Raw genomic sequence first — 20,235 nt, forward strand, 5'->3', positions numbered from 1 at the left:
AAGGAGATTTCTCTTTGTAATTGATAAGATGACATTAGCTAATAGCTGACTCTGCAGCCATTTCCATCTCTTCCTTATGAAGCTTATTGTCGTACATCCGAATGAATGGATACCAGATGACGAAAGCTGCTACAGCACAGATGATTGCAACGATAAATGCTCCTAAACTTCCGCCTGAACCTACATAGGCTCCTAAACCAACAGGAGTTGGCCATGGTGTTTGGACAATAGCTTTACCAGCAATACCAAGTTGAACAGCCCAGTAGCCAATAGAGGCCGATACAACTGGTGCTAAAATAAATGGAATCGCTAAGATCGGATTATAAACAATTGGAAGACCAAAGATAATTGGCTCATTTATGTTAAAGATGGCAGGTCCCATTGATGCTTTCCCAAGCATACGAAGCTGCTCTGATTTAGCGCGGAAAGCAATATAAATACATAGAAGTAAAGTTGCCCCAGAACCACCAATAGTTACATAGGAGTTCGTAAATTCACCAGCGTAAGCAAAGAATTTTCCGTCAACATTTTGCGCTATGTTAGCCAGAAGTATTGGATTTACCAGTCCCATTACAATGGTGGCACCATGGATACCAACAATCCAAAGTGCGTGCACTAAAAGGTAAATGATAACAATGCCAAACCAAGTATTTGTAATATGAGTTACAAAAGCAAAAGGAACCGCAATGACTTTATAAATATCAGTACCAAACATAATAAAGATACCGTTTATGAAAAGTACCACAAATGCAATCACAAAACCAGGAATCAATGCTGTAAACGAACGAGAAACCCCTTCTGGAACAGCTTCAGGCATTTTTATAACCCAGTTCTTTTTCACACAAAGCTTGTAAAGCTGCACAGCCAAAATAGACATCAAAATAGCTGTAAACATACCTGATGTAGAAAGGCGAGTCAGACTATCTCCACCAACAGTCCATCCATTAATTGTTGACTCGCCAGTCACCGCTGAAATAGCGCCTTTAGAAAAAGCTAATTCTGGTATGGTTAAGAAATAAGCAAATACTGCCAAAAGTCCACCATTGAGAGGATTGAGATTCAAACCTTCCTCTTCGACATATATCTTTGTATATTCATAACCGATTACTACTGCAAAGTAGAGAGACAAAATCCCCATTGTACACTTATAGGCTAACAAGTATAAGGCTTGAATTTTATCAAAAGAATTGGCCCATAAATCAATTATAAATTGTATATTAAAGGCTTGCGGAATAACACTTAGAACTAAGAAGGCTGATCCAACAATGGTAAAGGGAATACTGGCCATCCCAGCAGCCACAATAGCACGAACAGGACGCCAGGTCGAAACCTTACCCATAGGTCCCATAAGATATTTTTCTAAAAATGCAAACATTTTATCCATTACATTTCTCCTCTGATATTGATAGACTTAGTATTTTTTCTTACTACTGAAGACTAGCCATGTACTTTTGAATGCGTTGGTACTGTTTATCAGCCCTGTGACTAATACGATTCAATTTAACAAGCATTAAAAAGTTTAAAAGGATGCCAATTAAAAGAATCATAATTAAAAAGACTTGCGTTGCTGAGCTGGCTGTAAAGAAAGGGTATAGCAATGAAAATTGATTCAAAAGAACCAGCAAAATAAGCAGCACATTTAGTGAAAGAGAGATGCCATAAAAAAGTTTAGTTAATTTTGCCTCTCTTTGATTTATAGTGTACATTCGCGTCTGCTCCCACATAGCTAGTGCTGCAAAGAGAGCAACTGCTATCGGTAGCATCATAGCCAACCTGGCATTTGAAAGATAGAGCATCAAGGTCCAGTAAAGATTGACAAAAAAGAAAGCAGCTGTCGCATACCGAACGGAAAAGTACCGAGTATAGTACATGGTTTTTAAAGCTGATTCTTTCCTCCTTGCTTCTAATTCTTGTTTTTCCTTATCCGTCATCTTCTTCTCCTAGCTGTTGGTCTCTTCTACCTTACGGTAGAGGTTGAGCATTTCAAGTGCAACTTCGCGCAGGGTCATGGTCGTCATGAGATGATCCTGAGCATGCACCATGATGATTTCAATCCTAATTTCAATTCCGCTAGCATAGTCCTGCAAGAGCTTAGTCTGGGCATGATGAGCTTCTAGCAGGGATTCATTGGAGGTTTCCAGCTTTTCTGCTGCTGCATCATAGCGACCTTCACGCATATCAGCAAAGGCTTCATGAACAATGGTGCGGGCTGTCCCACTGTGAAGAATAATTTCAAAAGCGGCAACTTGCAACTCTTCTTGGTTCATAGATTCATTCCTTTCTTGAAATCTTGCTAGTCTCAGCAGTTTATCTCAGAAAAAACTGCTCAGATTTTTATTTGATACTTAAGAATATTTGTTTAAATTCTTCAAAGGTCTGGCAAGCCCGTATCTGCTGTTGCAGGTCTGGCTCTTCCAGCAAATCAACAATTTTAGAAGTCAACCTGTCCATCCCTTCATTGTCATAGATGGATGGCGAAGCTAAAAAAATCAAACTAATTTCAGGATAATCCTCAGACCAGTTCAGGCCTGACTGGACGATTGTCAAGCCAATCCTGTGCTTCTTGGCGCAAGGCTTTATAGGGTGAGGGACAGCGATAGTATCCGAAAAGACAACGGAACTCATGCGCTCGCGCTGCTCCATCAAGCTGCGCATCTGAGCTGGGAATTCTCCATCTTCACCAACTGCCATTCTCTCCAAAAGCTCAGTCAAAGCTTCTTCCTTATCAGCTTGATCCAATACTATAAAGCACTCCGGCGAGAAATAATCGTCAAAGACTGCTTCCAAGTCTGACACTTCCTCGGAGATCTTAATATCCATCCGACAGCCTTTCTTAGACTTCAAATTTGCCATCTTCTGCTTGATTTCCTTAATTTCCTCGGGTTTGAGGAAAATACTAACCGTAAAGACGGGCAGTGTAAAGACCAGATTGGACAAGTCGATTGAAGAGATGATAAAGTCGATATTTTTGAGACGTTCATCATTGAGCTCATAGTAACCAATCACATCTACGATGTGAACAAGATTTCCCAACTCGTGGTCAATCCTATTTTTCAGCATCTGAGCTGAACCATAACCAGTTGCACAGATGACGAGAATGTTGAACTTCTGCTTCTCCTTATGTCGCTCCATAGCTGCCATAAAATGCAGAGCAACATAAGCAACCTCATCATCTGGCAACTCCTCGTCACCAAACAAGGGCATGCCCGCCAGAAGATCCCGTGTCATAGCCAGCACAGGTGCATATTGCTGCTGAATATCTGCTAACAAGGGATTATCCATTCTGACATGATTTTTCAGGCGGATAAGCAAGGTAGAGAGATGGGTGACCAGACCTTCCACCAACTGAAAGTCGGACTGAAAGGCATAATCACGAAGACCTTCCTCTTCTTCCAGTGCTCTTGAAAGTTGAGCACGCAACTGCTCTACTATGTCCCCTTTTTCCTGCTTGTCCAGCTTCAAACCAGCCTTGGAAATCAAATGCAGGGTGATATAATCCACCTCTTCTTTGGGAAATTCTAAACCTGTTGCCAGATGAATCCGATCCAAAATTCGCTGCGCAATCCGACTTTCTGCACTATAGTCTTTTAGATTGCAGCCGTCCAGCTGGCTAATTTGAAAACCTTCACCGATGCGCTTAAGGGACAGCGCGATATGGATGACCAGATTTTGAATAACAAAGTCCGACACTCTCAGCTGGCCTTCACGGCATTCGTCCAACACGATAATAGTCAATTCTTCCAGGCTGATTGGCCGCCCAGAAATCTCGATAGCGATATAGTTATGCAAGACATAAAAGAAATTATCATGGAAAAAATAATCCATAATAAAGCGGCGGATATTACGCTCGCTACCTTTGACATAGACACCTCTCTTTGCCTTGCTTTCAATTTGCAAATCGTACTTGGCCAAATCCTGCCGAATCTTCTTGAAATCCGAAGATAGGGTCGAGCGACTGACAAAGAGTTCGCTGACTAAATCATCAAAATAAACTTCTTCTTGCTCAAACAAGAGCTTGTTCAAGATATAATTGTAGCGATCTTCAATGCCTTCCAAATTAGTCTGGGCAGCTTCCATCAAAACCTCAGCTTTGAGAAATTCCTGATAGGCTTCTCTATCACTGATTTTCAACTGGTAACCATAGCCCTGTTTGGCCGTGATGGTCCAGCCAGTCTGCTCAGACGTCATAGCCATCAAATTCTTAAGGTAGCTTCTTACTGTACGGTCCGAACAAGATAAGTGGGCAGCCAATTCCTTACTAGCGATGAATTGGTCCCTATTGTCCATCAAATACTGAAGAATGTGTTTTTCCTTTTGATGCAACACACTTCTTCCTCCTTCCGTCAATGATAAGTTACTACCCTTATTATACTATCACATATTTTCCTTAATCAAGTTGGCCATTTTTTCAATACCCATTGGGATAGGAATATAGGCCTGAGGGGGAATTTGGGCGATGGGCTTGCCAACCTTGGCAGCCGCTTCTTCAAACTGCTTATAGTACATTTTGGTCTGCGGACTGATGAGATAGAGATCAAATTCAGCTGCCGCTATGGCCTTACCGCCTTCTGTCGCGCTGATTGCATCCACTTCGATATCATCGCCCTTGCTTTTAAAAAATTCTGTCGTTTTCTTCGCCATAAGTGAAGATGACATGCCTGCTGCGCAGATAATCAATGCTTTAGCCATAAGAGTTTCTCCTTATAAAATAATTTTATTGACACTTTAATTATAAATGAAAACGCTGTCAAACTCCATCTTGTTTTTTTCCGTATTGAAACGGAAGTAGTTCCTAAATAGCTTTACTTATATTTTATCTTATATGCTAAAATAGTGGCTGATAATATCAGTGATATACTGTTGGCCGAAATTAAAGGCAAATCTTGAATGGCTAATCCATGCACCAACCAAAGACCAATACCAACTACTTGCATGAGATACATACCAAGCGCTATGGATTCGGTATCTTTAGTTTTGATGACCTTAATGACCTGGGGCAAAAAAGCGAATGTTGTTAAAACTGCTGCAATACTTCCAATCATGTTTCTCTCCTAATTTTTCCAAAAAAAGAGGCGGAAAGCAGCAAACTTGCTATCTCCTCCTCTGTATTTTTTAGTTTTCCTATACTCAACTATAGACTAGCCCCATTTGATGCAATGACTTCCTTATACCAGTTAAAGGACTTCTTCTGTGAACGTTCATACGTTCCCTTGCCATCGTCATCCTTGTCGACATAGATAAATCCATAGCGTTTGCGCATTTCACCCGTACCTGCTGATACTAGATCAATACAGCCCCAAGGCGTGTAGCCCATGAGATCCACACCATCTTCTACTACGGCTTTTTTCATCTCGCGAATATGAGCACCCAGATAGTCAATCCGGTAATCATCATGAACCATACCGTCCTCTTCCACCTGGTCAATAGCTCCAAAGCCATTTTCCACAATGAAAAGCGGTAGATGATAATGATCGGTAAACCAATTGAGAGCATAGCGCAGGCCTTCTGGGTCAATCTGCCATTCCCATTCAGAAGCCTCGACGAAATTATTTTTAACCAAATCTTCAGTCTCTATATAGTCGAAGTAAGGGTTATTTTCTCGATGGGAGTCAATAGCAAAGGACATGTAGTAGCTAAATCCAATATAGTCAACAGTGCCCGCCAGCAAGTCTTCCTGATCCTGCTCGCTAAAGTCCACCTTGATACCCTTTCTTTCCCAGTATTTAAGAATATGCTCAGGATATCGACCAAAGACATGCACATCTGTAAAGTAATAACGCTTCTGCATAGCTTTCATAGCCATGAGAATATCCTTCGGATTACAGGTAGCTGGATAAATAGGGCACATGGCAATCATACAACCGATTTGGAAGTCAGGATTGATTCCGTGACCAACCTTAACTGCTCGTGCCGAAGCCACTAACTCATAGTGGGCAGCCTGATACATGATTGCTTCGCGATCATCGCCTTCTTTATAGACAATCCCAGAGTTAGTGAAGGGAGCAAAATCCTCCTGATAATTTGCTTGGTTATTGATTTCATTGAAAGTCATCCAGTATTTGACTTTATCCTTATAACGCTCAAAAACAACTTCTGCAAAACGGACAAAGAAGTCAATCACCTGACGGTTTTTCCAACCTCCGTACTCGGTTACCAGATGATAAGGCATTTCAAAGTGAGACAAAGTGATAACAGGCTCAATACCATACTTGAGGCATTCATCAAAAAGGTCGTCATAAAATTGCAGACCGGCTTCATTAGGCTCCGTTTCATCCCCTTTAGGGAAAATCCGCGTCCAAGCAATAGAAGTCCGGAAACACTTGAAGCCCATCTCCGCAAAAAGAGCAATATCGCCCTTGTAACGATGATAAAAATCAATAGCCTCATGGTTAGGATAGTACTTGCCTTCTAGGACGCCCGGTGTGATTTCCCGAGGAACTCCATGGCGAGCTGCAGTCATAACATCAGCCACGCTGATCCCCTTCCCACCTTCTTTCCATCCACCTTCTAATTGGTGGGCTGCAACAGCTCCACCCCAGAGAAATCCATCTTTAAATGTTGACATGCTGCATTTCCTCCTGATATTTGGTACTACAATTATAAGCCAAGAAAGCGCTTTTTTGAATAGCGAGAATTTCCGCAGCGAAGCGGAAATTCTTCTCCTTAACTTTCTTTTTAGAGCTCTGTTCTTTTCGTTGACAACGCTTACAAATAAGCGTATAATAATCCAATAAGCCAGATAAAGAAAGGAGTTTTTAGCATGTCAATGTTGATTTTTCTTGCCAGTTTTTTAGGATTGGTTATCTTGGTTCCGGCCATCTGGTATGGCTTCTTTCGACTTGGGATTTTTCTGCGAGCCAATATTCTTGCTCGGGGAAAATTCATCTATACTCTGATTCATTTTCAACATCTAGATAGCAAACCCCAGCTGATGGATAATCCAAACTTTCTCAAGACGGGCAAGTGGGAATATATCCCAGAAGCTGATTATTACAAGGGATTTTCAAAACTTTCAGACCGTGACTTGCGGCTATGGCTACAAAACGAATACCAACTCAAACCTGAACAAGTTATTATTACTGTGCCAGAAAGCATGAAAGTCGCTTCTGCTGGCTTCTAATCTTTCTCCAAAATCACTTCAATTCTTGTCAGCATGACCTTATTGAACTCAAAAATAGTCTTGAAATGAGCTCATCTTTTATTAATGATTTTCACTATCTACACCATCAAAAAACGAGTCGAGAGAACACCTCTCCGACTCGTTTTTCATTATCCAAATAATTGATTTCCTTTTCGTTCTGGCAATTTCAGAAAGAAGGCCAGCAGACAGACTAGACAGATGACTGCTGCTAGAAAGAAGTTCATTCCTTCGTAACCCCAACTGTCCAGAAAATGGCCGGCCAGATTTTGAATGAGAATGGTGCCCAAACTACGGGCTGTCTGGACCAGAGCAATGGCTGTAACCAGGTATTTTTCATCAACCAGACTGGCTACGATTTTCAAGGTCACCATAATCAAAACCATGCCAGTCACGTGCTTGGATAAAAGAGTCATCCCGATTTTCGAAATCAAACCTAGGTCCAAAGCATAAACGCTGTACTGGAGAAAAATGATTCCCAGACAGATATAAAGAAGCTTCTTCATCGAAATCTTGTCCATAAAGAGATAGGAATAAAAGATAAAAGGCGCTTCAACCAGAACTGATACGGCAACAACAGTCGAAGCCATATCTACCTCTAGGCCACTATTTTGAAGCATGGCCGGGATATAGGTATGACCAGTATTCCCCACCCCAGAGTAGAGGGCGACCAGAAGCAGGTAAAAGAGATAGGTTTTATTGGTCAAGAGTTTCCCCAGACCTGTCTGCTTGTGGATGTCTTTTTTATCTATGGCTGCTCGGTCGTGCTTGGGGTGGATTCCCAGAAGTCCTAGACTGCTGATAAGCATCATGACAATAAAGACTGGGAAAATAGCCTGCGGTGCGACTCTTTGATAGATTAGTCCTGCCAGCTGAGATCCTAAGGCATAGCCAATAGTCCCCCAAATCCGAATCTTGCCATAAGTATAAGGACTTTGAGCTGCCAGAACATCCATGACTGGATTGACCCCGTTGATCAACATGAGGACCAGACTATACCAGACCAACAGTTGCCAAAGCTGAGTCGCTTTCATGAAAAATACAGCCCCAACCATCATGGCTAAAAAACTAAAGAGGAAGATCTTTTTAATGCCCAAAGCGTCGCTGAGAACTCCAAAAATCGGCTGAGCCAACATGGACGCAAAAAAGGAAGACGACACTACTAGAGATACTTGGGCATTAGAATAGCCTAAGTCCTGCATATAGACTGATATCAGGGTCGAAAAAAGAGAGTAGGCTAGAAAGAAAAAATTAAAAAGTAAAAAATGAGCCAGATAGCTGTTGTGAAACTTTTTTCGCATCAAAATCTCCTTAAGACAGAAAGAAAACTCAGCAAAATCACTGAGTTTTAGCTTGGAAATTCATTCCGTTCGTATGTGATAGAGGACATTCCCTTTATTCAACATCTGTATTTCTGCGACGCTCCTGCTTTGCAGCCTTGCGTTTTTGACGACTGCGGTATTCAAAGTATAGAATGATTAACAGGATGCCAACAGGCAGCAGAATCAACATCTTATCGCTGAAGAACACGCCATACCAAGGCTTGCTTTCTGATTTGCTGCCAGTTACGTTTTCAATGGCCTGAGCAACTGGATTCTCAACTTTCTCAACTTTCATTTCATCGGAAATTTTGCTAGACAAGGTCTTCAGGCCATTTTCAGCCTTGAGAACATTGTTTTCAACCTTTACTTTAGGCTTGCTTCCTTTTTTAACAGTAGCGTAGAAATCCTCAGGTAACTTATACTTCTGGCCATCGATTTCCTGCTCACCTTTGGAGAGGAGCTTTTTGTACTCGTAGTCCGCATAAGCCTTCTCAATCAAAGCATTACCAAAAGGATGGCGGTAATACTCACCGTCTTGGTCAGACCAGTCGCCAACTCCCATAATCACAGCAATCATGCGCTGATCGCCACGCTTAATGGTCGCGATATAGTTGAAAGCACCGTTAGGGCTAGAACCCGTCTTCATACCATCTACTCCCTTGAGTGCGTATTTAGCACCTGGAAGGGAATAATTATAGGTGTCAAAGGTTTCCTCGTAAGGAGTTCCAGCTTTAACGGTAACCTTGGCTTTATTAGTATAGTTTAGAATTTCAGGATGGTAATTGACAAAGTTATAAGCCAGAATCGCCAAATCACGGGCTGTTGTCTGGTTGCTGAGAGTATTATCGTAATTCTGAGGATTGTAATATCCCTTGAAAGAAATTGCTGCTGCACCGCTGGCATTGAACCACTTGGTATTGGTCATACCCAGCTCTTGAGCCTTGGCATTCATCCGATCCAAGAAAGCATCTGGATCATTATCCGATAGATAATTGGCCAGCATGACAGTTGTCGCATTGGATGAAGGCACGATTGTCATAGTAATCAGCTCAGCTACGGTATAGTCTACACCTGCGACAATCTTATTATTAGAAATTTCATAAATATTAGCGATGGCCTGATCCTGAGGTGTAGCTGTAATGACCGTCTTTTCGCTGATTTTTCCTTCCTTAATCGCTTCAAAGACCAAGTAAAGCGTCATGAGCTTACTCATACTGGCTGGGTCACGCACCTCATCAACATTATCCTCCCATACAACATCGCCTGTACTGCCGTCAATAACGAGAGAAGACTTGGGACGATTAATCGCCTGAACATTATCATGCGGATACATCTTTTTAGCCATATCCACCAATTCATCAGCCCTAGCAGCTAGTGGCGCTAACGAGGTCAGGAACGCAATTCCCAATAACAAAAGCTTTTTCTTCACAGGATCCTCCAAAGAACAATTATACCTATCTAGTATATCATATTTTACGCAAAGTCAACCATAAATCTAAAAATCCTACCTAAAAAATAGATAGGAAATTAAGAGACTTTTATCTGGCAAAGTCCGCTTTATAACTAGAATTTCAAAATCTTAGTGTTTTAACAAGCTAAGCGCTTCCTTATCAGCGATAATCACAACATCTGGATGCTTCTGGAGAGCACTGCCTGGCAGCTCCTCTGTCACCTCACCCTCAACAGTCCCTGCTATAGCCTTGGCCTTAGCAGAACCGTAAGCAAAGAGAATAATGGACTTGGCATTGAGAATGTTGCCAATCCCCATGGAAATAGCCTGAGTCGGAACATCTTCCATCTTGTCGAAGAATCGAGCATTGGACTGAATGGTGGACGGTGTCAGATCCACTAAGTGAGTCTGGCTGTCGAAACTAGTCCCCGGCTCATTAAAACCGATATGACCATTCGTACCAATTCCCAAAATCTGCAAATCAGCCGGATGCTCTGCAAGAAGCTGATTGTACCGCACCACTTCTGCTTCTAAATCTTTCGCTGCGCCATTAGGCAGGAAGCTTGCTTTAAAAGGCTTTTGGTTAAAGAGGTGCTGGTTCATGAAATAGCGATAAGATTGAGGATCGTCCGCCTGCAAACCGACATATTCATCCAGATTGACACTGATTATTTCTGAAAAATCAAGGTCGCTCTCAACAATCTGCTTGTAAAATTCTTCTGGGCTGCTGCCTGTAGCCAAGCCCAAAGTTTTTGCCCCCTGAGCTAGCTTTTCCTTGAGCAGTTCGAGAGCCACTTTGCCACCTTCTACTTGGTTTTCCACTTGAATAATTTTCATTTTCCACCTCCACATCTTTTCTTAATTCTATTATATGGTATAGACCAATTTTTGTCAAGAAAAAGTCTGCAAAATAGACATACTTTCTAGTCGTACTCGCTTTCTTTTGCAGCAAATCGTGTTATAATAGAGACATGTTTTTACTGATTGTTTTATTGATTTTATTTTTTGTCGGAGTCTTACTCTGCAGCCTGAGCTTCCTCTTGAAAAAACAGCGAGGCTGGCAGATGCTGAGCTTGATTTTGGGAGGCTTGCTTACAGCTAGTCCCTTCCTACTAGCCGCCTACCTACTCTGGCTGATGAAAACAATATAAGGAGATACGATGAATACCGCTGATTTTGATTTTGACTTGCCCGAAGAGCTGATTGCACAGACGCCTTTGGAGAAAAGGGATGCTTCCCGCTTGCTTGTGGTTGATAAAGAAACGGGGATCTTCTCCGACCAGCACTTTGACCAGATTATTGATCAGCTCCAGCCCGGCGATGCCCTAGTTATGAATAATACCCGTGTCCTGCCTGCCCGCCTTTATGGTATCAAACCTGAGACAGGAGGCCATGTCGAGCTGCTACTGCTTAAAAATACTCAGGGAGATGACTGGGAAGTGCTAGCTAAGCCAGCCAAGCGCCTCAGAGTAGGTGCTCAAATTTCCTTTGGAGATGGCCGCTTAACTGCTACTGTGGTAGATGAGCTTGACCATGGTGGTCGAATCGTGCGCTTTGACTACGAAGGGATTTTCCTAGAGGTCTTGGAAAGTTTGGGAGAAATGCCGCTTCCGCCTTATATTCACGAAAAACTGGCAGACCGCGAACGCTACCAGACTGTCTATGCTAAAGAAAACGGCTCTGCCGCTGCGCCAACTGCTGGACTTCATTTTACAGAAGAGCTATTGGAGCAGATTGCTGCCAAGGGAGTCAAGCTGGTCTACCTCACTCTTCATGTCGGACTGGGAACTTTCCGACCGGTTTCTGTGGACAGCTTAGATGATCACGAGATGCACTCCGAATTTTACAGTCTGTCCGAAGAAGCTGCCCAGACACTCCGTCAGGTCAAGGCTAAGGGCGGCCGTGTTATTGCAGTCGGTACCACATCTATCCGAACTCTGGAGACAATTGGCAATAAATTTCAGGGGAAGATTCAGGCTGACTCTGGCTGGACCAATATTTTTATCAAGCCAGGATACGATTGGAAGGTCGTTGATGCTTTTTCAACCAACTTCCACCTGCCCAAGTCAACTCTGGTCATGTTAGTCTCTGCCTTTGCCGGACGTTCCTTAACGCTTGAAGCTTATGAGCATGCCATTACTGAGCGCTATCGCTTCTTCAGCTTTGGTGATGCTATGTTTATCAAATAACTATAGGTGAAAATTTATGAATAAAATTGAAAGCAGACACCGTCTCATCCGCTCCTTAATCATGGAGAAAAAAATCCATACCCAGCAAGAACTTCAGGAGCATCTGGAAGCAAACGGCGTCATTGTAACCCAGTCCACTCTTTCACGAGATATGAAAGCACTCAATCTGGTCAAGGTCAGTGAGAACGATACTTCCTACTATATCATCAATAGCATCGCACCATCCCGTTGGGAAAAACGCCTTCGTTTCTATATGGAGGATGCTTTGGTCATGCTGCGGCCAGTTAAAAACCAAGTCGTCATGAAAACCCTGCCTGGTCTGGCCCAGTCTTTCGGTGCAATCTTAGACGCTCTAGAGCTGCCACAGATTGTAGCTACTGTCTGCGGTGATGACGTCTGTCTGATTATCTGCGAGGATAACCAAGGTGCCCTTGACTGCTTTGAGAAGCTCAAAGAATTCACCCCACCATTTTTCTTTAGTAAATAAAAGCTGAGACGAAATTGCCTCAGCTTTTTCTATTTACGATTTTTGCCTCAATGAAACCCATTAGGAAATCAGCAAGCCATACTTGACCAGAGCAAGGCAGCACAAATATGATTTGAAGATGGTTTTAAAAAGTCAGCATTTAAGGTGTTGTAGCCAAACGGTAAATGGCTTCTGCGTAAATATCCATGGCCCGATACAGATCAGCTAGGCGGAATCGTTCATTGACCTGATGCTCTGTCTGATCAGCCCCCGGAAAGAGAGCGCCGAAGGCAACACAGTTAGGCATAGTACGAGCAAAGGTCGCTCCGCCAGAAGACATAGCTGGACTGTCGTCTCCTGTTTTCTCCTGATAAATTTCCATCAGGGTGCTGACCAACTCGCTGTCCAAAGGTACGTAGAGCGGAGCCAAGTAGTCAAACTCCTGATAGGTCAGCTCGTATTGACTGGCTATCTCTGCCAGCTTTTCAACTAGCTTGTCCTTGTCTGCCAAAACCGGAATTCGCATGTCAATCCGAATCTCAGAGCGGTCAGAGCTTAAAGTCAGACCAGCAACATTAAAGGAAAGAAAGCCCGACGGTTCGTCAGACACAGGCCCAAAGAGATGGCTGCCTGTTGCATCTTCACCAACCGCCTGAGCCAGAAAGGCGAGAGCCGGATGCGAATCCAAGGGCTGCAAGACCTTGGCTAGGCGAATAATGGCGTTGATTCCTTGGGCGGCATCCTTGGCGTGCTTGGGCAAGCCGATAACCGTTACTGCTTCTGCCGTTCGCTCATATTCATAGCCTAAATCTTCCAAGCCAGCAACGACTGACTCTAGTAGGCTGCCTGAATAGGAAGCCTTGGCAGGAACGACATTAAAAGCTTGCCCAGCTTCGAGCTCTAAAGTATCAGAGCCCGGCCCTTCCAGCTTGAGCTGCAGAAGCCCCTTCTCAGCATAGGTCAAAGGGAAGGAAGAGTCCGGCGCAAAGCCAAGCGTAGCCTGCTCTTCTAGTTGGTTATACCTACCCATACAGCGCCAAAGCGTCTCCTCATCTGTACCAAAAATAAAACGAACTCGCTTTTTAAATTCCACTCCGCTATCCAGCAATGCTTTTGCAGCATAAAGAGCGGCCATAGAAGGTCCCTTATCGTCCTGAACCCCACGGCCGAAAATCCAGCCATCCTTGACAGTAGCTTCAAAGGGCGGCGTCTGCCAGTCCGACTCATCACCTGATGGAACAACATCCAAATGACAGAGAACGGCCAGGAGCTGAGCTCCATGACCGATTTCTGCATATCCGTAATAACCTTTAGGGTCAAGGTAGGTTGTAAAACCTAGCCCTTGACAGATTTCTAAAGTTTTTTCTAGGACATCTTGGATAGCTTGTCCAAAAGGTGTTCCATTTTGACCTTCATTTAGTACTGAAGGATAAGAAACGATTGTTTTCAAAGATTCAAGAAAATCTTCTTTAACTTCTTCCGTTATAAAATTTTTCATGGAATCACCTCAGCTTCTAGCTTATAGGAACGGTAAGAAAGTTCCTAGGAGTAAGAGACCAATACTGATAGCAATGATAGCTACGATCAGCTTGCCGATAAATTTCCACCAAGTACCGATATTGATACGTCCGAGTGCCAAAGCTCCCATCACAATACCAGAAGTTGGTGCAACCAGATTCAGCACACCTGAAGCAGACTGATAAGCTGTGATGATCAAGCTAGCCTTGACATTGACAAATTCTCCCATCGGAGCCATGATTCCCATAGTTGCACTGGCTAGACCAGATGATGATGGGATAAGGAAGGACATTGGCAGGTAGAAAATGTAAGTCAAGACGATAAATACTTGTGATGATAGACCGCTGAGTCCTTGTTTACCCCAATTGAGGATAGTGTCTGTAATCATACCATCATTCATGATAACTTGGATACCACGGGCGATTGCTACGATTAGGGCTACGCTAAGCAGATCAGCTGCACCGTTCATAAAGGCAGAGATAATCTTGTCTTCTTTCAGACCATACACAACACCAATCAGGATTCCCATGAAGGCAAAGAGCATCGCTCCTTCTGGGAAGTACCAAGTACCAAGTGCGGAAGTAGATGAACCAACAATCTTACCAAGAACTGGAAGACCAGTCAGCCAAGTATTGAAGTCCTTAAAGATAGTAATACCGAGATCTGTCCAAGGAATGAAACTCAATACCATAAGGACAAATGTCAAAATGAACAATACTAAAATAATTCTTTGCTTTTTGCTCAGTGTTGACTCAACAGATGAAGAAGTTTCAACGTTGAAGTGTTTTAAGTCTTCTTCGCGAGTACTGTAAACCAGTGACTTGGTCGGATCCTTTTGAATCTTATCCGCATAGCGATAAACAAACCAAGTACTGAGAGCTGTCAGGACAAACAAGAAGATAAGACGAAGGACAATCCCCTCACCAGTTCCGACACCAGCAGTTGCTGAAGCGATACCTGTTGCAAATGGATTTAGCGTAGAAGCCAAACATCCGATTTGCGAACCAAGCAGGATAATAGCCACCCCAGTCAGGCTGTCAAAACCAACCGCCATCATCACCGGCACCAAAAGCGGATAGAAGGCCATGGTTTCCTCACCCATACCATAGGTAGTACCACCAAGAGCAAAGAGAGGCATCAAGACCACAATCAGCATCTTTTCGCGACCCTTGTACTTCTTAACGATAGAGGCAATTCCCACATCCAAAGCGCCAGTTTCATTTACAACACCAAGGAAACCACCAACCATGAGAATGAAGAAGGCAACATCAATCGCTGCACTTGTCTCCTTGATCAAGGAGCCTTCCTCAGGATGCGTGCCTAGCATAGCACGAATCGGTGCCATCAGGACATCCCAAATTCCTTGTGGATTTTGCGCTTGTTTTTGATACACACCATCTATAAAAGCCCCAGCCGGGATAATCCAAGTCAGCACTGCCATAATGGCAATGATTATCAACAATACGGTGTAAGATGAAGGCATCTTAAACCCTTTTTTTGTTTTTTCACTCATTTGTTTTTCCTCCTAAAAATTTTTTAACGAGGTTACGAACCTGCATTTCCCTGCATGAGTAAACAAGAAAACGCTTACTTTGTTTATATTTTACCATATTAACATCCAAAAAACCAGTGTTTTTGAAAATTATAAATGATTTTCAAGAAAAGATTTCCATCAGCAATAGAGATTACTTGCTATCGCTTTTCAGCTAGTTCTATTCCTAGCCTTTTTCAATAATTGTGCCGCTCTCAGACTCAATCAGAGCACCCAGATTTTCCAGAGATGTGATAACAGCTTTGCCTTCTGGACGGCCATTGACAAAGGCGATAGCTGCTTCTACTTTTGGAAGCATGCTGCCTGGTGCAAATTGCTCTTGCTTGATGTATTCTTCCAACTGAGCAACATTCACATGTTCCAGTTTTGCTTGGTCTGGTTTATTGTAGTTGACAAAGACATAGTCCACGCCAGTCAAGACGATGAAGAGGTCTGCATCAACCAACTCTGCCAAGCGCTGAGAAGCAAAGTCCTTGTCAATAACGGCTTCAACACCAGTAAGATGACCATTGTCTTCCTTGACGACAGGAATTCCGCCGCCACCCGCAGCTACTACTACTTGACCTTGATTCAAAAGGGTACGAATGGTTTCAATTTCCTTGATATCCACTGGTTTTGGTGAAGCAACAACCTTACGCCAACCGCGGCCAGCATCCTCTTTGAAAGTCGCTCCGCTCTTTTCAGCTTCCGCTTTTGCTTCTTCTTCTGAGTAGAATGGACCGATTGGCTTGCTGAGGTTGACAAAGGCTGGATCGTTCTTATCCACCACTACTTGCGTCACAACAGAAGCGACATTCTTTTCAATACCTTCATCCAAGAGAGCATTTTGCAGAGCATTTTGCAGCCAGAAGCCAATGCTGCCTTCTGTCATAGCCACAAGAGAGTCTAGTGGGAAGGCAGGATTCTTTTCAGAATCTGCAGCCAAGTGTTGCAGCAGCAAGTTTCCTACTTGCGGACCATTCCCATGGGTGATAATAAGGTCATCCCCGTTTTTAATCAATTTCACCAAGTGTTTAGCAGTTTCCACCAAGGCTTCCTGCTGTGCTTTCGCTGATGGGTCAGATGAAAGGATGGCGTTTCCTCCCAAGGCTACAACGATTTTACGATTTGCCATTTAATTCTCCTTTAATGCACTCCAAAGAATGCGCTTCCAATTTATTTTAGTAGATTTTCAAATTTTCAATAAGGAAATAAGCATTCCTTATCATATAAAAGAGGGCCGGACTAAAGCTATTAGTCGCAGCCCTCATAGCTGTTGGTAGACGGTTTCTTATGTAAGATTATACTTTTGGAATGTAGAGGTTTCCAAGAGTTGCAGCCATAACCGCTTTGATAGTGTGCATACGGTTTTCTGCTTGGTCGAAATGACGAGCATATTTGCTGCGGAAGACTTCGTCTGTTACTTCCATTTCTTCTACGCCGAATTTTTCAGCGACATCTTTACCGTAAACAGTATTTGTATCGTGGAATGCAGGTAAGCAGTGCAGGAAGATAAGATCTTCATTGTCAGCTTTCTTAACCAGTTCCATGTTAACTTGGTAAGGTTTGAGGAGGGCAACGCGTTCTGCAAACTTGTCTTCTTCACCCATAGATACCCAAACGTCTGTGTAAAGAACATCAGCGCCTTTAACTGCTTCGTCAGCATCTTCTGTAATCAGTACACGAGCGCCGCTTTCTTTAGCAAAGCCTTCTGCTAATTCAACGATTTCTTTTTCTGGGAAGAGTTCTTTTGGTGAGAAGATGTGAACGTTGACGCCAAGGATAGCCCCTGTTACCAGCAAGCTGTTGGCAACGTTGTTACGTCCATCACCACAGTATACCAATGTCAAGCCTTCCAGACGGCCAAAGTTTTCTTGAACTGTCAAGTAGTCAGCCAACATTTGAGTTGGGTGCCATTCGTCAGTCAAACCATTCCATACTGGAACACCTGAGAATTCTGCCAATTCTTCTACCATGCGTTGGCTAAAGCCGCGGAATTCAATCCCGTCAAACATACGGCCCAAAACTTTAGCAGTATCTTCTGTAGATTCTTTCTTGCCAAGCTGGATATCGTTAGCACCAAGGTATTCTGGATGTGCTCCCAGGTCGATAGCTGCTGTTGTAAAAGCTGCACGAGTACGAGTAGATGTTTTTTCAAACAAGAGAGCGATATTCTTACCAGCAAGATAGTGGTGTTGAATATTGCGTTTTTTCAAATCTTTCAAGTGAGCTGAAAGACCGATAAGGTATTCTAACTCAGCACGGCTAAAGTCTTTTTCTGCTAAGAAGCTACGTCCTTGGAATACTGAATGTGTCATTCTATTATTTCCTCTTTCTATTCTTTATGTATTTGTTAGCACTTGTATGCTTAAATTTCTTCACGTTCAAACGGCATAGACATGCAGCGTGGTCCACCACGACCGCGAACCAATTCACTTCCGCGGATCTTAATCAAACGCAAGCCGTATTCTTCCAAAATCTTGTTAGTAACGGTGTTACGATCATACACCACTACCACACCAGGTGCAATAGTCAAGGTGTTAGAACCATCGTTCCACTGCTCACGCGCAGCAGCTACGATATTGCCACCACCACAGCGAATCAGGTGAACTTTTTCCACACCAAGGTTTTCTGCCAAGATTTCTGCTAAATCACCTTTTTCTTCAACAATCTTAAGTTTGTCATCAACATAAGTTACGGAGTAAACGCGAAGATCGCCTTCGATTTCTGGGTGAATCGTGAACTTGTCATAGTCAACCATAGTGAAGACAGTGTCCAAGTGCATGAACTTACGGTTGTTGGCAAATTCAAAAGCCAAAACTTTCTTGAAGCCAACATTTTTCTTGAAGATATTGACCAAGAGTTTTTCGATAGAAGCTGCGTCTGTACGTTGTGAAATCCCAACTGCCAGCACATCTTTTGAAAGAACCAACTCGTCCCCACCTTCGATACGTGTATCTTCTTCACGGTTGTAAACAAGTTCAACATTTCCACCGTATACTGGGTGATGTTTGAAGATGTATTTACCATAAAGAGTTTCACGATTACGAGTGTCTGCATACATGTGGTTGAGCGATACAGCATTACCAATTGTAGCAAATGGGTCACGTGTGAAGTAAAGGTTTGGCATTGGATCAATAGCGAATGGATAATCAGATTCCACCAAGTCCGTCAAGCCTTTTGCTTCTTCAGGAATTTCTGGCAATTCAACTTTTTGAACCCCTGCCATCGTTTTTTCAACCAACTCACGGTTATCTTTGATACCACGGAGCAGTTCGCGAATAGCCTTCTTGGTTTCACGGCCACGAATATTGGCTTCTTCCAGATATTCTTCGATGAATTGCTCGCGGATTTCTGGAGAAGTCAGTGACTCAGCAGCCAGCTGCTCAAGATAGAGCACCTCAACTCCTTCATTGCGAAGCGCTTGAGCAAAGTTGTCATGTTCTTTTTGTGCATCTTCCAAGAAAGGAATATCATCAAAGAGAAGACGTTCCAAATAGTCTGGCTGCAAGTTTTCCAACTCCTTGCCAGGACGGTGCAACATAACTTTTTTCAGTTTTCCAATTTCTGAGAAAACACGAATTGGATGTGTAGACATCTACTATCCTCCTTTTTCTTTGCGGTTTAGGTTTTTCTAAGCCCGTTTACATGTACTATTCTAGCATTTAATGCTACCGCTTTCAAGAAAAAGCCTACATTGCAAATGTCAAATCCTTTGCTTTTTTCTATTTCTATTTTTATAATATTCTTCTTTAAAGCGTTTTCTTTGAATATTTTATGCATTATATTATTTTTGTGAATATTTATTTTTTAAAATAAAATCAGTACATGGTTAATATTAGAATATTTTGAATTTGTTTGACAAAAAAGAAGCCAATCAAAATAGATTAGCTTCCAGCAAGGTATTTCATAAAATATTCTTTATCCATAAAAGTTAATTTTTTATGCTCGTATTCAATCTGACCTTCATCCAAGAGCTTTTTCAGAACTTGATTGACCGTTTCCCGAGTTGTGGCTCCTAGTTTTGCCAACTCTTTCATACTGATAGGAAAGGGCAGACTGTCTCCCTCCTTGCACAAATCCATGCAGAGCAGCGATAGAGACTGGATAACACGCTCACTGGCACTGGCGGCCACGACATTGCGCAATCTCAATTCCTGAAATTCCAAGATTTGCGATAGCCGCTTGGTAATAAACAAAAGCTGATCCACACTCTTCTTAGAATAGTCTTCAAACAAATCAATAGGAATGGAGAAATATTCGACATTGGTGACAGCGCTGGCTGTGTAATGATAGCACTCATCAAAAAACATACCTCCATAGGGGAAAACACTGTTTTTCTTGACATAATCCATATATGAAAATGTGTCCGTCGAATCATATTGCTCAATCCGCACATAGCCTTGAAACAAGAGGAAAAGACGTTCTCGTCGGTCTCCTGCAAAAAAGATAATTTGCCCTTTTGGAATCTTGCGATACTGAATCTCTACAGCCAATTTATCGAAAAGCTCCACTGGCAGATTGATAAAGGCAGGGTGCTGCCGGATATATTGATAATGCTCCTTGGTAATCATGATAACCCTTTTATTTGATACTTGATACCATTATAGCATAAATCCGC

At 42.7% G+C, this 20,235-nt stretch carries 20 protein-coding genes; 4 read left to right on the forward strand and 16 right to left on the reverse strand.

The window, feature by feature from the left end; all coding sequences use genetic code 11:
• Positions 1-34: 34 nt before the first annotated feature.
• From celB to FFV08_08455, 7 genes are all read right to left on the reverse strand, one after another.
• Positions 35-1,384, reverse strand: a complete 1,350-nt coding sequence (celB, locus tag FFV08_08425) for a PTS cellobiose transporter subunit IIC (GenBank protein ID QLB52621.1) — start codon at positions 1,382-1,384, stop codon at positions 35-37.
• 43 nt (positions 1,385-1,427) lie between these two features.
• The gene (locus FFV08_08430; protein ID QLB52622.1) at positions 1,428-1,931 is read right to left on the reverse strand and encodes a hypothetical protein; all 504 of its coding nucleotides are present in this window, start codon (positions 1,929-1,931) and stop codon (positions 1,428-1,430) included.
• A gap of 9 nt (positions 1,932-1,940) precedes the next feature.
• Entirely contained in the window at positions 1,941-2,267 is a 327-nt protein-coding gene (locus FFV08_08435; protein QLB52623.1) for a PTS cellobiose transporter subunit IIA, read from the reverse strand.
• A gap of 67 nt (positions 2,268-2,334) precedes the next feature.
• Positions 2,335-4,326, reverse strand: coding sequence for a PRD domain-containing protein (locus FFV08_08440; protein ID QLB52624.1), 1,992 nt, complete (start codon positions 4,324-4,326; stop codon positions 2,335-2,337).
• A gap of 48 nt (positions 4,327-4,374) precedes the next feature.
• Positions 4,375-4,689 carry a PTS cellobiose transporter subunit IIB gene (locus FFV08_08445; GenBank protein ID QLB52625.1) on the reverse strand — a complete coding sequence of 105 codons (315 nt, stop codon included), beginning with the start codon at positions 4,687-4,689 and terminating at the stop codon, positions 4,375-4,377.
• A 113-nt stretch (positions 4,690-4,802) separates the two neighbouring features.
• Positions 4,803-5,042, reverse strand: coding sequence for a hypothetical protein (locus tag FFV08_08450; GenBank protein QLB52626.1), 240 nt, complete (start codon positions 5,040-5,042; stop codon positions 4,803-4,805).
• 89 nt (positions 5,043-5,131) lie between these two features.
• Positions 5,132-6,565, reverse strand: a complete 1,434-nt coding sequence (locus FFV08_08455; protein ID QLB52627.1) for a 6-phospho-beta-glucosidase — start codon at positions 6,563-6,565, stop codon at positions 5,132-5,134.
• Between the two features lie 195 nt (positions 6,566-6,760).
• On the opposite strand from FFV08_08455, the gene FFV08_08460 reads away from it, so the two are divergent.
• Positions 6,761-7,120: a hypothetical protein gene (locus tag FFV08_08460; protein QLB52628.1), complete on the forward strand. Its 360-nt coding sequence runs from the start codon at positions 6,761-6,763 to the stop codon at positions 7,118-7,120.
• Positions 7,121-7,269: 149 nt separating this feature from the next.
• Here FFV08_08460 and FFV08_08465 read toward each other — a convergent pair whose 3' ends face one another.
• The 3 genes from FFV08_08465 to nagB all read right to left on the reverse strand — a co-directional run bounded on the left by FFV08_08465 (position 7,270) and on the right by nagB (position 10,747).
• Positions 7,270-8,439 (reverse strand): MFS transporter, encoded by a 1,170-nt coding sequence (locus FFV08_08465; protein QLB52629.1) that lies wholly within the window; start codon positions 8,437-8,439, stop codon positions 7,270-7,272.
• Positions 8,440-8,533: 94 nt separating this feature from the next.
• On the reverse strand, positions 8,534-9,889 hold the full coding sequence (locus FFV08_08470; GenBank protein QLB52630.1) for a D-alanyl-D-alanine carboxypeptidase: 1,356 nt from the start codon (positions 9,887-9,889) through the stop codon (positions 8,534-8,536).
• A gap of 150 nt (positions 9,890-10,039) precedes the next feature.
• Positions 10,040-10,747: a glucosamine-6-phosphate deaminase gene (nagB, locus tag FFV08_08475; GenBank protein QLB52631.1), complete on the reverse strand. Its 708-nt coding sequence runs from the start codon at positions 10,745-10,747 to the stop codon at positions 10,040-10,042.
• 134 nt (positions 10,748-10,881) lie between these two features.
• Here nagB and FFV08_08480 point away from each other — a divergent pair, with 134 nt between their 5' ends.
• From FFV08_08480 to FFV08_08490, 3 genes are read left to right on the forward strand one after another with little or no spacing between them, the layout of a single operon-like run.
• Positions 10,882-11,061 carry a hypothetical protein gene (locus FFV08_08480; GenBank protein QLB52632.1) on the forward strand — a complete coding sequence of 60 codons (180 nt, stop codon included), beginning with the start codon at positions 10,882-10,884 and terminating at the stop codon, positions 11,059-11,061.
• Positions 11,062-11,070: 9 nt separating this feature from the next.
• Positions 11,071-12,099, forward strand: coding sequence for a tRNA preQ1(34) S-adenosylmethionine ribosyltransferase-isomerase QueA (queA, locus tag FFV08_08485; GenBank protein QLB52633.1), 1,029 nt, complete (start codon positions 11,071-11,073; stop codon positions 12,097-12,099).
• A 16-nt stretch (positions 12,100-12,115) separates the two neighbouring features.
• Positions 12,116-12,586, forward strand: coding sequence for an arginine repressor (locus FFV08_08490; GenBank protein ID QLB52634.1), 471 nt, complete (start codon positions 12,116-12,118; stop codon positions 12,584-12,586).
• Positions 12,587-12,725: 139 nt separating this feature from the next.
• Here the strand turns inward: FFV08_08490 and FFV08_08495 are convergent, their stop codons facing one another.
• From FFV08_08495 to FFV08_08520, 6 genes are all read right to left on the reverse strand, one after another.
• Positions 12,726-14,063 carry a Sapep family Mn(2+)-dependent dipeptidase gene (locus FFV08_08495; GenBank protein QLB52635.1) on the reverse strand — a complete coding sequence of 446 codons (1,338 nt, stop codon included), beginning with the start codon at positions 14,061-14,063 and terminating at the stop codon, positions 12,726-12,728.
• A 21-nt stretch (positions 14,064-14,084) separates the two neighbouring features.
• Positions 14,085-15,596, reverse strand: a complete 1,512-nt coding sequence (locus FFV08_08500; protein QLB52636.1) for a YfcC family protein — start codon at positions 15,594-15,596, stop codon at positions 14,085-14,087.
• A 205-nt stretch (positions 15,597-15,801) separates the two neighbouring features.
• Positions 15,802-16,749 (reverse strand): carbamate kinase, encoded by a 948-nt coding sequence (gene arcC, locus FFV08_08505; protein QLB52637.1) that lies wholly within the window; start codon positions 16,747-16,749, stop codon positions 15,802-15,804.
• Positions 16,750-16,915: 166 nt separating this feature from the next.
• Complete coding sequence (argF, locus tag FFV08_08510; GenBank protein ID QLB52638.1) at positions 16,916-17,932, reverse strand: ornithine carbamoyltransferase; 1,017 nt, start codon at positions 17,930-17,932, stop codon at positions 16,916-16,918.
• A 50-nt stretch (positions 17,933-17,982) separates the two neighbouring features.
• Positions 17,983-19,212, reverse strand: a complete 1,230-nt coding sequence (gene arcA / locus FFV08_08515; GenBank protein QLB52639.1) for an arginine deiminase — start codon at positions 19,210-19,212, stop codon at positions 17,983-17,985.
• A gap of 289 nt (positions 19,213-19,501) precedes the next feature.
• Positions 19,502-20,188 (reverse strand): Crp/Fnr family transcriptional regulator, encoded by a 687-nt coding sequence (locus FFV08_08520; GenBank protein QLB52640.1) that lies wholly within the window; start codon positions 20,186-20,188, stop codon positions 19,502-19,504.
• Positions 20,189-20,235 lie beyond the last annotated feature (47 nt).

It is taken from the genome of Streptococcus sanguinis, from assembly GCA_013378335.1.
GTDB lineage: Bacteria > Bacillota > Bacilli > Lactobacillales > Streptococcaceae > Streptococcus > Streptococcus sanguinis_I.